This is a genomic window from Asanoa ishikariensis (assembly GCF_900107455.1).
GTDB classification, from domain to species: domain Bacteria; phylum Actinomycetota; class Actinomycetes; order Mycobacteriales; family Micromonosporaceae; genus Asanoa; species Asanoa ishikariensis.
The window spans coordinates 198,828-212,414 of sequence record NZ_FNQB01000006.1 but is presented as its reverse complement, the minus strand read 5'-3'; the positions used below and the strand labels follow the sequence as shown (position 1 = coordinate 212,414).

At 69.3% G+C, this 13,587-nt stretch carries 9 protein-coding genes and 1 tRNA gene; 5 read left to right on the top strand and 5 right to left on the bottom strand.

The window, feature by feature from the left end:
* Positions 1 to 56 precede the first annotated feature (56 nt).
* Positions 57 to 1,538 (top strand): MFS transporter, encoded by a 1,482-nt coding sequence (locus BLV39_RS40425; protein WP_090804480.1) that lies wholly within the window; start codon positions 57 to 59, stop codon positions 1,536 to 1,538.
* Positions 1,539 to 1,596: 58 nt separating this feature from the next.
* Here BLV39_RS40425 and leuA read toward each other — a convergent pair whose 3' ends face one another.
* Both leuA and BLV39_RS40415 read right to left on the bottom strand, forming a co-directional pair.
* Positions 1,597 to 3,333 (bottom strand): 2-isopropylmalate synthase, encoded by a 1,737-nt coding sequence (gene leuA / locus BLV39_RS40420; RefSeq protein WP_090804478.1) that lies wholly within the window; start codon positions 3,331 to 3,333, stop codon positions 1,597 to 1,599.
* 235 nt (positions 3,334 to 3,568) lie between these two features.
* The gene (locus BLV39_RS40415) at positions 3,569 to 4,366 is read right to left on the bottom strand and encodes a hypothetical protein (protein WP_244895860.1); all 798 of its coding nucleotides are present in this window, start codon (positions 4,364 to 4,366) and stop codon (positions 3,569 to 3,571) included.
* 255 nt (positions 4,367 to 4,621) lie between these two features.
* Here BLV39_RS40415 and BLV39_RS40410 point away from each other — a divergent pair, with 255 nt between their 5' ends.
* Both BLV39_RS40410 and BLV39_RS40405 read left to right on the top strand, forming a co-directional pair.
* Positions 4,622 to 5,902, top strand: a complete 1,281-nt coding sequence (locus BLV39_RS40410; protein ID WP_090804476.1) for an aspartate kinase — start codon at positions 4,622 to 4,624, stop codon at positions 5,900 to 5,902.
* A 5-nt stretch (positions 5,903 to 5,907) separates the two neighbouring features.
* A complete protein-coding gene (locus BLV39_RS40405) occupies positions 5,908 to 6,975 on the top strand; it encodes an aspartate-semialdehyde dehydrogenase (RefSeq protein ID WP_275414261.1) in 1,068 nt (355 codons plus the stop codon).
* Positions 6,976 to 7,216: 241 nt separating this feature from the next.
* Here BLV39_RS40405 and BLV39_RS40400 read toward each other — a convergent pair whose 3' ends face one another.
* Positions 7,217 to 7,672, bottom strand: a complete 456-nt coding sequence (locus tag BLV39_RS40400; protein ID WP_090804474.1) for a GatB/YqeY domain-containing protein — start codon at positions 7,670 to 7,672, stop codon at positions 7,217 to 7,219.
* Between the two features lie 25 nt (positions 7,673 to 7,697).
* On the opposite strand from BLV39_RS40400, the gene BLV39_RS40395 reads away from it, so the two are divergent.
* Positions 7,698 to 8,591 (top strand): metallophosphoesterase, encoded by an 894-nt coding sequence (locus tag BLV39_RS40395; RefSeq protein ID WP_090804472.1) that lies wholly within the window; start codon positions 7,698 to 7,700, stop codon positions 8,589 to 8,591.
* Between the two features lie 57 nt (positions 8,592 to 8,648).
* Positions 8,649 to 8,725: transfer RNA gene (locus BLV39_RS40390), tRNA-Pro, on the top strand.
* Positions 8,726 to 8,769: 44 nt separating this feature from the next.
* Here BLV39_RS40390 and BLV39_RS40385 read toward each other — a convergent pair.
* Both BLV39_RS40385 and BLV39_RS40380 read right to left on the bottom strand, forming a co-directional pair.
* Positions 8,770 to 10,194 (bottom strand): sensor domain-containing diguanylate cyclase, encoded by a 1,425-nt coding sequence (locus BLV39_RS40385; protein WP_090804704.1) that lies wholly within the window; start codon positions 10,192 to 10,194, stop codon positions 8,770 to 8,772.
* A gap of 604 nt (positions 10,195 to 10,798) precedes the next feature.
* Entirely contained in the window at positions 10,799 to 13,237 is a 2,439-nt protein-coding gene (locus tag BLV39_RS40380) for a penicillin-binding protein (protein ID WP_090804470.1), read from the bottom strand.
* Positions 13,238 to 13,587: the final 350 nt, after the last annotated feature.

The window sequence follows — 13,587 nt, the reverse complement described above, 5'->3', positions numbered from 1 at the left end:
CCGGTTCCTTCGGCGAGTCAGTGGTGGTCCGTGACCGCGCGGGGCAGATTGGGCACATGACCGCGCCCTCACCCCTGGAACTGAAGTCGGCAGCCGGTCGGGGCGTGCTCTTCTCCACCATCCTCGCGTCCGGCATGGCGTTTCTCGACGGCACGATCGTCAACGTGGCCCTGCCGCACATCGGTGCCGACCTGCACTCGAGCATCGCGGGTCTGCAATGGACCATCAATGGCTACCTGCTCACCCTGGCCGCGTTCGTGCTGCTCGGCGGCTCGTTGGGAGACCGCCTCGGCCGCCGCAAGATCTACCTGATCGGCGTCGTCTGGTTCACCGTGGCGTCGGTGCTGTGCGCGCTGTCGCCGACCATCGGCATGCTGATCGGCGCCCGGTTCCTCCAGGGCGCCGGCGCGGCCCTGCTGACACCGGGCTCGCTGGCGATCATCCAGGCGTCGTTCCGCTCCGAGGACCGGGGCCGGGCGATCGGCTTGTGGTCGGGCTTCTCCGGCATCTCCACCGCGCTCGGCCCGTTCGTCGGCGGCTACCTGATCGACGCGCTCTCCTGGCGCTGGGCGTTCCTGATCAACGTGCCGCTCGGCATCCTGGCGATCCTCGCCTCGGCCAAATGGGTGCCGGAGAGCCGCGCGCCCAAGGAGAACACCAGGTTCGACGTGACCGGCGCCGTGCTGGCCGCGCTCGCTCTCGCCGGCATCACGTTCGCGCTGATCGAGGCGCCGGACGACGGGTGGGGCGCGCCCCTGGTGGTCGGTGCGATCGCCATCGGGGTCGTGAGCGCGGTGGCCTTCGTGCTGGTCGAGCGGCGGAAAGGCGACGCGGCCATGACCCCGCCGTCGCTGTTCCGCAGCCGGGTCTTCACGGTGCTCAACCTCTACACGGTGGCGGTCTACGGCGCGCTGAGCGGGGAGGGCTTCTTCCTCGCCGTCATGTTGCAGAACGTCGCCGGGTACGACGCGTTCCAGACCGGCGTGGCCACGCTGCCCGCGACGGTGCTGATGTTGCTGTTGTCGGCGCGTTCCGGAGAGCTCGCGACGCGGATCAGCCCGCGCTGGCAGCTCACCATCGGTCCGGTGGTCGCCGCGGTCGGGATAATCCTGCTGCGCCGGATCGGGCCGGACACCAACTACCTCACCGACGTGCTGCCCGGCGTGCTGCTCTTCGGCCTCGGCCTGGTCACCCTGGTGGCTCCGTTGACCACCGCCGTGCTCGGCGCGGTCAGCATGGAACATTCGGGGATCGCCAGCGGGGTCAACAACGCCGCCGCCCGGGCTGGGGCGCTGATCGCCATCGCCGCGTTGCCGTTGCTGGTCGGCCTGACCGGCGAGTCGTACCAGGTGCCGGCCGACCTGACCTCCTCGTTCCGCTCCGCGATGCTCTGGTGCGCCGGGCTGATGGTGGTCGGCGCCGCCCTGGCCCTGGTGTTCTGCGGTGGCGTGGTCGCGGCCATGTGGCACCGCGCGGTGACCGTCATGACGACCGCCAACCACTCGGTGCACCCGGTGCGCACCGACGAAACCCCCTAAGCCCGGAGCCCGGCACCCATGTTCGGGTGCCGGGCTCCGGTCTTTCCGGGATCGCCGGTTACTTGCGGGCGCGGTTGACCGCGCTGGTGATGGCTCGCATCGAGGCGTTGACGATGTTGGGGTCGAGGCCGACGCCCCACACGGTCTCGCCGTCGACGTCGCACTCCACATAGGCGGCGGCTCGCGCGTCTCCACCGGAGGACATGGCGTGCTCGGCATAGTCGAGTACGCGTACGCGGATGCCCATGCTCTGGATCGCGTTGACGTAGGCGTCGATCGGGCCGTTGCCGACCGCGGTCAACACCCGCTGCGCGTCGGAGTACTCGACGGTCGCCTCGACCTCGACCTTGTCGTCGACCGTGGCCGTCGCGTACCCGTGCAACGTGATGTCGCTGGTCCGCGCGGTCAGGTATTCCGCCGCGAAGATCTCCCACATCCGCTCGGGCTCGACCTCGCCGCCCTCGTTCTCGGTGTGCGCCTGGACCACGCCGGAGAACTCGATCTGCAGCCGACGCGGCAGGTCGAGGTTGTGCTCCTCCTTCATGATGTACGCGACGCCACCCTTGCCGGACTGCGAGTTGACCCGGATGACCGCCTCGTAGGTGCGGCCCACGTCACGCGGGTCGATCGGCAGGTAGGGCACGCCCCAGGTGAAGTCGTCGATCGGCACGCCGGCTTCCTTGGCGTCTTTGCCGAGGGCGTCCAGGCCCTTCTTGATCGCGTCCTGGTGCGAGCCGGAGAAGGCGGTGTAGACCAGGTCGCCGGCGTACGGGTGGCGCTCGTGCACCGGGAGCTGGTTGCAGTACTCGACGGTGCGCTTGATCTCGTCGATGCGGCCGAAGTCGATCTGCGGGTCGACGCCCTGCGAGAACACGTTCAGGCCGAGCGTGACCAGGTCGACGTTGCCGGTGCGCTCGCCGTTTCCGAACAGGCAACCCTCGACGCGGTCGGCGCCGGCCAGCACGCCGAGCTCGGCGGCGGCGACAGCGGTGCCGCGGTCGTTGTGCGGGTGCAGGCTCAGCACGACGCTGTCCCGGCGGGGCAGGTGGCGGTGCATCCACTCGATCGAGTCGGCGTAGACGTTGGGCGTGGCCATCTCGACGGTCGCCGGCAGGTTGATGATCAGCGGGCGGTCCGGCGTCGGGTCGATCACGTCGATGACGGCGGAGCAGACCTCGAGCGCGTACTCCAGCTCGGTGCCCGTGTAGGACTCCGGCGAGTACTCGTAGAAGATCTCGGTGTCCGGGGTGTGGATCTCCGCGTACTTCTGGCAGAGCCGCGCACCGCTCGTGGCGATGTCGGTGATGCCGTCCTTGTCGAGGCCGAACACCACCCGGCGTTGCAGGGTCGAGGTCGAGTTGTAGAAGTGCACGATCGCGCGCTTGGCACCGCGCAGCGACTCGAACGTGCGGTCGATCAGGTGCTCGCGACACTGGGTCAGCACCTGGATCGTCACGTCGTCGGGGATCATGTCGTCTTCGATGAGCTGCCGGACGAAGTCGAAGTCCGTCTGACTGGCCGACGGGAAGCCGACCTCGATCTCCTTGTAGCCCATCTCGACCAGCAGGTGGAACATTCGGCGCTTACGCTCGGGCGACATCGGGTCGATCAGCGCCTGGTTGCCGTCACGCAGGTCGACGGCGCACCAGCGGGGCGCGGTCTCGATGCGGCGGGTGGGCCAGGTGCGGTCGGGGAGATCCAGGCCGAACTGCTCGTGGTACGACGCGTACCGCTGGAACGGCATTTGGCTGGCGCGTTGGCGGGCGATGGGATTTTCGGACGTTACGTCAGACATCGCGAAAAAGCTCCTGAGGCTGGAGAAAGAGTCATGGGCGCCGTCGGGCGGCTAAAAGAACCTGTTCGGTGCAGCGAACGGACGGCGCGACTCAGCTCCGCGACGGGGTGCCGGCCTGGGGGGCCCCGTCGCGGCAAGGAAGCAGGAGCTGCCGATGCCACATGACAACGATCACCCTACGTGACCCTGCGGCGCTTTTGCCAAGGACCGTCCGGACTCTGAGACGAAGGTCTCGTTAAGTGCCTGGTTGCGCACTGCCGGTGACCGTCGGCGTGGGGCTCGGCGGTGCCTCCATGCCCAGCGGCTTGCCGTCGGTGACCGGGCCCGGCATGGCGACGCTCGCCGGTGCGGGGCCGGTCGGCCCGGCCAGCACCAGCTCGCCGTAGCCGAGCCGGGCCGCGGTCAGGGTGCCGTCGGCGTCGTAGCAGTAGAAACCGACGTCCAGGGCGGCGCTGACCGAGGCCGTGGTGGTCTCCACCGCGAAGCAGGTGCCCTTAGCGCCGGCCACGGGCGGCGCCGCCGACACCGACAGCGGGGCGCCCGGGTCGGTCAGCACGTGGCGGACGGTGACCAGCGCGCGCTGCACCTTGGGGTCGATCGAGTTGGGCACGTCGGCGTCCGGGCCGCCCACCTTCACGCAGTTGGGCGTCAGCGACTCGTCGGCCGAGGGCAACGCGCACTGGAACAGGCCGATCTCGTTGCGCACGATCGAGATGTCGACCGTGCCGCCGAGCGCCAGGTCCGGCACGTCGACCCGCCAGCTCCCGTCGGGCGAGATCGTCAGCGAGACGCTGCGCTCCCGGCCGTCGGCGCGGTAGGTGTAGATCGCGGTCAGGGTGCGGTCCTGCGCGGCGGCGGCGAGGGCGGCGAGTTGGTCCCGCGCCTCGGCTTTCGGCGGCTGGGTCCCGGTGGGTGCCGGGTCGGTGGGCTTCGGGGCCGGATCGCCGCCACAGCCCGTGAGCACGAGCACGGCGGCCAGCGCGCCGGCGAACCACCGGCGCGGGCTCACCCCGTACGCCCACACGGGGTTCATTGTGGTGGTCTTGGCATGTAGAGCCGTCCATGTGTGTCGGCGTGTCTTCGCCCGGGTGGAACTTCTGATCGTGAACGGTGCGTGACGGTCCGTCAGATGGTGGGATCGCGACTCCCCTCACACCCTGGCCGCCGGTACCCTGACGGGGGATAATCGCGCCGCCGGCGGCCAACCCGGCGGCGCTGGCACGTTTGCCCCGTGCGGCGCCACCCTGGTGCTGCGGGGCGCGGGCATGTGAGACGGGAGCATTCCGCGGTGGCGCTTGTAGTGCAGAAGTACGGCGGCTCGTCGGTCGCCGACGCGGAGCGGATCAAGCGGGTGGCCGAGCGCATCGTCGACGCGCGCAAGGCGGGCAACGACGTGGTCGTCGTGGTGTCCGCGATGGGCGACACGACCGACGAGCTGCTCGACCTGGCCCACCAGGTCAGCCCGCTGCCGGCCGGACGCGAGCTCGACATGCTGTTGACCGCCGGCGAGCGCATCTCGATGGCGCTGCTCGCGATGGCGATCCAGAACCTGGGCTACGAGGCGCGGTCCTACACCGGGTCGCAGGCCGGCGTGCTGACCACGTCGGTGCACGGCCGGGCGCGCATCATCGACGTCACGCCGGGTCGGTTGCGCGGCGCGCTCGACGAGGGCGCGATCGCGATCGTGGCCGGTTTCCAAGGTGTCTCGCAGGACACGAAGGACATCACGACGCTGGGCCGGGGCGGGTCCGACACGACCGCCGTCGCGCTGGCCGCCGCGCTGTCCGCCGACGTGTGCGAGATCTACACCGACGTTGACGGCGTCTTTACGGCCGACCCGCGTATCGTGCCTCGGGCGCGGCTCATCAAGCAGATCACGTACGAGGAGATGCTGGACCTGGCCGCCTGTGGCGCCAAGGTGCTGATGCTGCGCTGTGTCGAATACGCCAGGCGGTTCAAGGTGCCGATCCACGTCCGCTCGTCCTACGGCCAGAACACCGGCACTATCGTCACCGGATCGATGGAGGATCTTCCCGTGGAGCAGGCACTGATCACCGGCGTCGCCCATGACCGGAGCGAGGCCAAGATCACGATTGTCTCGGTCCCGGACGAACCCGGCGCGGCCGCCAAGATCTTCGAAACCGTGGCCGGTGCTGAGATCAACATCGACATGATCGTGCAGAACATCTCGACGGGCCAGGCCGGCGCGCACCAGAGCGGCCGCACCGACATCTCGTTCACGCTGCCGCGGGCCGACGGCCCGGTGGCGATGGGCGCCCTCAACCGGGTGCAGGCCGAGATCGGCTTCGAGACGCTGCTCTTCGACGACCACGTCGGCAAGGTGTCGCTGATCGGCGCCGGCATGCGCTCGCACCCGGGAGTCGCGGCCAAGTTCTTCGCCGCGCTCGCCGAGGCCGGCGTCAACATCGAAATGATCTCCACCTCGGAGATCCGGGTCTCGGTGGTCTGCCGCGACACCGATCTCGACGAAGCCGTCCGTGCTGTGCACGACGCGTTCGATCTGGGCGGCACCGAAGAGGCCGTCGTCTACGCGGGGACCGGAAGGTGAGCCCGGTGTCGCGCTCCGGCCTGCCATCCCTGGCGGTCGTCGGCGCGACCGGAGCCGTCGGCACGGTGATGTGCGAGCTGTTGTCGGCGCGCAAGAACGTCTGGGGCGAGATCCGCCTGCTGTCCTCGCCCCGGTCGGCCGGCAAGAAGGTCTACTGCCGAGGCGAAGAGCTGACCGTCCAGGAGCTTTCCGAGGACACGTTGGCCGGCGTCGATGTGGCGATGTTCGATGTGCCCGACGAGGTGTCGGCGGAGTGGGCGCCGCGGGCGGCCGCCCTGGGCGCCGTCGCGGTCGACAACTCGGCCGCGTTCCGGATGGACCGCGACGTGCCGCTGGTGGTCCCGGAGATCAACCCCGAACAGATCCGCAACCGGCCGAAGGGCATCATCGCCAACGCCAACTGCACGACCCTGACGATGATCGTGGCGATCGCTCCGCTGCACCGTGAATACGGCCTGCGCGAGCTCGTGCTGGCCTCCTACCAGGCGGTGTCCGGCGCCGGGCAGGTCGGCGTCGACACGCTGCACGACCAACTCACGAAGATCGCGGGGGACCGGGTGCTGGGCTCCCGCTCCGGCAACGTACGCCAGGCGATCGGCGACGACCTCGGCCCGTTCCCGGCACCGCTGGCGCTCAACGTGGTGCCGTGGGCGGGCTCGCTGAAGGACGCGGGTTGGTCGTCCGAGGAGCTGAAGCTCCGCAACGAGTCACGCAAGATCCTGGGTCTGCCCGACCTGAAGGTCTCGGCGACCTGCGTCCGCGTGCCGGTCGTGACCGGCCACTCGGTCGCGGTGCACGCGGTCTTCGGCAGCGAGGTGACGGCGGACGGCGCCCGCGAGGCGCTGCGCAACGCACCCAGCGTGATCCTGGTCGACGACCCGGCAGCGGGCGAGTTCCCGATGCCGATCGACGCGGTGGGCACCGACCCGGCGTGGGTCGGCCGCATCCGGCGCGCGATGGACGACCCGCGTGCGCTGGACCTGTTCGTCACCGGCGACAACCTGCGTAAGGGTGCGGCCCTGAACACGGCCCAGATCGCGGAACTGGTCGCGGCGGAGCTGACTGCGAAGTAGTCGTAGGCGCGGGGCCGCTGCTGGGCCGCGAGCCCAGGCGGTGCCGCGCGCTGGTTGATGCGGCGGCGGCCGCCGGCCGTTGCCAACTATGACGTTGGCTCCGGTCGTTGCGGCAACCGCCGGGTTGGCTCCGGTCGTTGCGGCAACCGCCGGGTTGGCTCCGGTCGTTGCGGCAACCGCCGGGTTGGCTCCGGTCGTTGCGGCAACCGCCGCGTGGCTTTGGGGGCGTTGCGGCAACCAGTTAGACGCCGAGTTGGCGGCGGACCTCGGCCGCTACCCGGCCGCCTTCCGCGCGCCCGGCCACGGCCGCCTGGGCGGCCTTCATGGCCGGACCCATCTGGCCCTTGCCGGTGAACGACCCTGACGAGAGCGCCTCGGACACCAACCCCGCGAGATCTTCGTCGGAGAGCTGCTTGGGCAGGTACCGGTCGATGACCTCGCCCTCGGCGGTTTCCTTCGCCGCCTGCTCCGTCCGCCCCGCGTCGGCGAACGCGGTCGCCGCCTCGCGGCGCTTCTTCGCCTCACGGGTGAGTACGGCCAGGACCTCGTCGTCGCTGAGCTCGCGCTTCTCCTTGCCGGCCACCTCGGCAGTGCCGATCGCGGCCAGCGCCATTCGCAGCGTCGACGTGGTCATCTCGTCGCGGGCCTTGAGCGCAGCTCGCATGTCGGTGGTCAGGACGTCCTTCAGCGTGCCCATGAGGCCACAAACTACCCTGGGTCCCATGCGAAAGCGCACGGTATACCGGCTGGCGGCCGGCACGGCGATGGCTGGGGCGGCGACGTTCGCCTACGCCGCGCTGGTGGAGCGGAACCTGTTCACCCTCCGGCGGTACGACGTGCCGGTGCTGGCCACCGACGCCGAGCCGCTGCGGATCCTGCATCTCTCGGACCTGCACATGATGCCGGAGCAGCGGCGCAAGCAGCATTGGGTGGCCGCGCTCGCCGGCACCGACCCCGACCTGGTGGTCGTCACGGGCGACAACATGGCCAACCCGGACGCCGTACCCGGTGTGATGCGTGCCCTTCAGCCCTTGCTCGACGTGCCGGGCGCGTTCGTCTTCGGGTCCAACGACTACCGCGGGCCGGTGTTCAAGAACCCGTTCAGCTACTTCGAGAAGGACCGGGAGTACGTCCAGGGCGTCGAGCTTCCGACCGAGGAGCTGCGGGACGTGCTGGTCGGCGCCGGCTGGGCCGATCTCAACAACGCGCGCACCACGATCAAGGCCGGCGGCCGCCTGATCGAGGCTGTCGGGGTCGACGACCCACACGTGGAGCGCGATGACTACGCCTCGGTGGCCGGGCCGGCCTCGCCCGCCGCCGACCTGCGGCTGGCCCTGACCCACACGCCCGAGCCGCGGGTGCTCGACGACATGGCCCGGGACGGGTTCGACCTGATGCTCGCCGGGCACACCCACGGCGGTCAGGTCTGCGTGCCGTTCGTCGGCGCGTTGGTGACCAACTGCGGCCTGCCCCGCTCGATGGCCAAGGGCCTGCACCACTGGCCCGACAGCAGCGCCTGGCTGCACGTCTCCGCCGGGCTCGGCACGCACCCGACCGCCCCGATTCGGTTCGCCTGCCGCCCCGAGGCGACGCTGCTCACGCTCATCCCTCGCTGAGGCGGCATACCGAATTTGACCCGGGTGGGCGGTGGGCTAGTATTGCCCGGCACGCCTCGGGGTGTGGCGCAGCTTGGTAGCGCGCTTCGTTCGGGACGAAGAGGTCGTCGGTTCGAATCCGGCCACCCCGACCAGGTGTGAGGGCACATTCGATTTTTCGAATGTGCCCTCTTTGCTGTCAGGAGCCGGCCAGCCGGGCGCCGTCACGGCCGTTGCGCTTGACCTCGTACAGCGCCGCGTCCGCCCGCCGCAAAGCCCGCTCCGGCGGCTCGTCTTCCTCGACCAACGCCACCCCGATGCTCACCGTGCGGCCGATCGCCCGGGCCGCCGCCGTCAGCCGGTCGGCGATCATCATCGCCTCGTTGGGGTGGCGCACCTCCAGGACCGCCACGAACTCGTCGCCGCCGAGGCGGAAGAGCTCGTCCGCGTGGCGCAGGGCGTCCTTCAGCGCGCCGGCCACGGCGACCAGGACCGCGTCGCCCTCCTGATGGCCGTACGTGTCGTTGATGACCTTGAACTGGTCGATGTCGATCGCCAGCAGGGCGGTGCGGCCCGGCACGGCACCGCGGATCCGCTCGCCGAACGGGCCCTGGTGCCGCAACCCGGTCAGCGGGTCGGAGCTCGCCAGTTCGCGGAGCTTGCTCAGGGTGCGCAAGCGGTCGAGGCAGGACCAGGCCTGCGCGGCCAGCAGCTCCATCAGGTTGACCATCGACGGGTCCGGCTCGAGGCTGCGCTCGTCGGCGATCAGCATGACGCCGCCAGAGTCGGGCGGGCCGACCGGCACCATGATCAGGGTTGCCACGCCGGCGTCGACCAGCGGGCGGTACGCGTGCGGTACGCAGTGGTCCGCCTCGCCGAGCGTGTACGAAGAGCCGTGCCTGTGCGCGAGGTTGACCAGGTCGAGCAGCGCCGACTCGGGGAGCGCCGTCATCACGTCGCGGAGCTTCGACTCGAACTCGTCCGGGAGCACGGTGGGCATGCCGACCCGCATCCGCTGGCCGTCGTCGACGACGAGCACGGCCGCGGACAGGCCCGACATGTCGCGGGCGGCGTCGTTGGCGGCCGCCATCAGCTCCCACTCGGTGGACGCGGAGGTAAGCGCGCCGGCGTGCCGCAGCAGCTTCTCGGTGCGCTTCTCGGGCGGCGGCCCGCCGAGGCGGGTGATCCGGTCGCCGAGGCAGGCGGCGACCTCGTCGACCAGCTTGCGGGCGACCTCGACGTCGGTGGGGTCCTGCCATTCGACGTTGAGCACGCCGATCGGGGCGCCGTCGGTGTCCAGCAGCGGCGCGCAGACTTCCAGCGCAGTGCCGGGCGCGCCGACCGGGATGTAGTCGGGGTCGTCCTGCACCGCGACGACGGTCTGCGTCTGGCCGGTGCGGAAGGCGCGGCCGGACACACCGCGCCCCGGTTGCACAGCGGTGAAAACCTGCCAGGCGCCGGCAGCGGCGACACACCGCAGATGACGGCGTACGGGTAGCAGGGCAGCCGCCATCGCCCCCGTGTGGGCGTGCAGGGCGTTGACTGACACCCGGCAAGCTTCTTCGGCGGACGAGGCCCGGGTCAGGCGCGCCGTCACGTCGCTGACGATGCGTTCGTGATCCAGTCGCACGGCAACTTTCCGGTGAGTGCTGTTCTCGGCGCTGCGGCGAAGAAGAAGAATCTTCGGCAGCCTACCGACTGTAGCTGGATCATTGCTGCCTGCCCGCAGCGGCTCCAGGACAAACCGGTCGATCCCGGATGGCCGGTGAGCGTTCTCACCACGTGGGCGCCCAGCGCCCATCTCGTGGATCATGCCGACACACCCGCCGGGTCACATGGCGTCCGGCCGCACGCGATGAGCAGCCACGACTCCGGTTCCCGGCCGCTTTCCGCGTCCGAAGACCGGCCACGACACCGATGCTGGGCTGCTTTCTGCACGCGACGGGCGGCCACGACGCCGGTACCTGGCCGCTTTCTGCACGCGATGAGCGGCCCCGGCGCGGGTGCTCGGCCGCTTTCTCATGCGATGAGCAGCCACGACTCCGGTACCCGGCCGCTTTCCGCACGCCAAGAGCGGCCACGGCGCCGGTACCTGGGCACTCTCCGCGCGCACCCGGGCCTGGCCGGCGCGCCACGCTGAGCCACGGGACAGGGCCACGGCAAAGGGCCCGCCGGACAATGCCGGCGGGCCCTTGAGTTTGCGGTGCGGCCTCTTGGGCCGCGTGGTGTCAGCCTCCTGGGCCGCGGCCGGGTGGTCGGCCAGGACCGCCGCCGCCCGGACCGCCGCCGCCGGGGCCACCGGCGCCCTTGCCGTTGCTGATCTGGATGATCACGACGCCGCCCTTGATCGTCTTGCCGTCCGGCGACGTGCCGGCCGCCTGGCCGGCGGCGCAGCGGGAGTCGATCGGGGTGTCGTTGACATCGACGATGAAGCCGGCCCCACGAATCTTCGCCCGGGCGGACTCGACCGAGGTGCACTCGACGTTGGGGATGCTGCGCTGATCACCAAAGATCATCTTGCTGTTGTTCGGCGCGGTGAAGTCCTTGCGGGTCGCCTTCATCGCCTTCATGCCGTCACGCAGCGTCTCGTAGACCGCCGGGTTGACGATGCCGTGCTCCATGTCGTGGTTGGTCTCGGCCCAGTCGGGATCGGCCAGGATGCCCGCCACGGAGAGCTGCTTGGTCATCGTGACCAGGGAGGCCGTCTTCTCGCTGTCGGTCGTGCCGGACTTGCCGGCCACCGGGAAGCCCACGTCGCCGCGCACGTTGGTCGCGGTGCCGCTCGTGCACTTGGACGTGTTCGAGTGGTCGCCGACCGGGCAACGCGCGGCATCGACGGCCGCGCGGGCGACCTGCGTGTCGATCACCTTCTTGCAGCGCGAGGCGGCGACATCGAGCTTGGCGCCGTCCGGGGCGATGATCTCCTGCACCGGGTTGGGCTCGCAGTATTTCCCGTCGGCGGCCAGCGTCGCGTACGAGTTGGCGAGGTCGAGCGGCGTGGTGGAGGAGACGCCGAGGGTGAAGGCGCCCCACTGGTCGGCGCCCTCCTTGTTGTTGGCGATCACCGCGTCGCTCTTGGAGCGGAACTTGATGCCCATCCGCTTGGCGGCGTCGACCACATTGGCCGCGCCGGCCTGCTCCTCCAGCGGGACGAAGAAGGTGTTGACCGACCTGCCGAAACCGGTCCACATGTTCTGCACGCCGGCCATGCTCTTGTTGGCGTTCTCCGGACAGTATTTGTTGGTGCCGGGGCAGGCGCTCGGGCCGTTGTATTCCACGATGTATTTCGACGTGTACTTCTCTTTTGCGTTGATCGTGTAGCTCAGCGGAAAGCCCTTTTCGAGCGCCGCGACCAACGTGAAGATCTTGAACGTCGAGCCTGCCTGGTAACCCGTGATGTCACCGCCGCCGCTGACCAGCGGGTTGGTGGTGTTGGGATAGGTGCCCCGGATCTTGCGCTTCTTCTTGGCCGGGTTCGTGGACATGCCGTTCTGCGGCTTGTCCGTCGGGTCCAGCTTGTAGTTGCGGTTGACCGCCAGCGCCCGCACGTAGCCGGTGCCCGGCTCGATCGCCGCGACCATCAGCGCGTTGGGGTGGTTCTTGGCGGTCTTGTAGTACTGCTCGACGTTTTTCTTGGCGGCGTCCTGCACGCCCGCGTCGAGCGACGTGACGATCTTGTAGCCGCCGCTCTTCAGCCGCCGCTCACGGTCGTACGTCGTCGCGCCGAACGCCTCCTGGTCCATCCACCAGCGGTAGAAGAAGTCGCAGAAGAAGCCCCAGCTGTTCTTGGTGGTGGCCACGCAACCGTTCGGCGCGCGCTTGCCCTTGACGGTCAGCTTGACCGCCTTGGCCTTATCGCGCTGGTCGGCGTTGATCGCGCCGATCTCGAGCATGTTGTCGATGACGTAGTTGCGGCGGGCCACCGCCTGGCCGTAGCCGTCGGAGGTCGTCGGGTCGTAGTCCGACGGCGCCTTGACCATGCCGGCGAGCATGGCGGCCTCGTCGACCGTGAGGTCCTTGGGCAGCTTGGCGAAGTAGACCTGGCTCGCGGCGTAGACCCCGTAGGCGCCGTTGCCGAACGGCGCGGTGTTGAGGTAACGCTCGAGGATCTCGTCCTTGCCCAGTTCCTTGTCGATCTGGATGGCGTAGCGCATCTCGCGGATCTTGCGCTGCGGCGTGTCCTCGGTCGCGGCGACCACGTCCTGCGGGTCGGTCGCGGAGTACGCGATGGCGAGCCGGACGTACTGCATGGTGAGCGTCGAAGCACCCTGCTGGGTCTCGCCCGCCTGGTTGTTGGCGACGAACGCGCGGCCGATGCCCTTGATGTCGACGCCGTTGTGCTTGTAGAAGTCGTGGTCCTCGGCGGCGATCATGGCCTGCTGCATCACCTTGGCGATGTCTTTGAGGTCGACGTCGCGCCGGTTCTCGTCGTACATCGTGGCCAGCGGCGTCTTGCCGTTGCTGGCATAGATGTAACTGATCTGCGGTGGGCGCTTGAGCGTCAGCTCGGTGGGCAGCTTGTCGAAGGTCTCGACACCCGCCTTGGCGGCCAGGCCCGACATGGCGACCGCGGGGAACGCGGCAGCGGCGACCACCACGCCTGCGAGCACGCCACAGATGATCAGCGATGCGGCGTTGGCGAAGATGTTGTGATCACGTCGCCGCATCCAGCTTTTTTTACGGGGCTTCCCAGCCTGCGCACTCGGCTCACTCACGCCGCCAGGGTACGGGAACGCACAACAATCTCGCGTCCCGCGTATGGGGCCTCAACGGCGCAGACCGTCGACAAGGTGAAATCCGACGCGCCAATGAGCACGTCCTTCGGAAGCCGGTGTCGTTGTTGTGTTATGCGCACGCTCCGGCAGCCGGTGCGCTCCGGCATCGAGGATTCTGCCGGACTGCTGTGGTTCGTGTTGGCATTTGACCGAATCCAACCAAGATTTTCCGCGTACGGGGCATCTTCACCCACTCCATATGGGGTAGGCGAAGAGTGTCCCGGTTGTGATGTATTTATCTG

Excerpts from the sequence above, each read along its gene's own strand:
- BLV39_RS40425 (WP_090804480.1), top strand. The coding sequence starts at position 57 with ATGACCGCGCCCTCACCCCTGGAACTGAAGTCGGCAGCCGGTCGGGGC.
- leuA (WP_090804478.1), bottom strand. The coding sequence starts at position 3,333 with ATGTCTGACGTAACGTCCGAAAATCCCATCGCCCGCCAACGCGCCAGC.
- BLV39_RS40415 (WP_244895860.1), bottom strand. The coding sequence starts at position 4,366 with ATGAACCCCGTGTGGGCGTACGGGGTGAGCCCGCGCCGGTGGTTCGCC.
- BLV39_RS40400 (WP_090804474.1), bottom strand. The coding sequence starts at position 7,672 with ATGGGCACGCTGAAGGACGTCCTGACCACCGACATGCGAGCTGCGCTC.
- BLV39_RS40395 (WP_090804472.1), top strand. The coding sequence starts at position 7,698 with ATGCGAAAGCGCACGGTATACCGGCTGGCGGCCGGCACGGCGATGGCT.
- BLV39_RS40380 (WP_090804470.1), bottom strand. The coding sequence starts at position 13,237 with ATGCGGCGACGTGATCACAACATCTTCGCCAACGCCGCATCGCTGATC.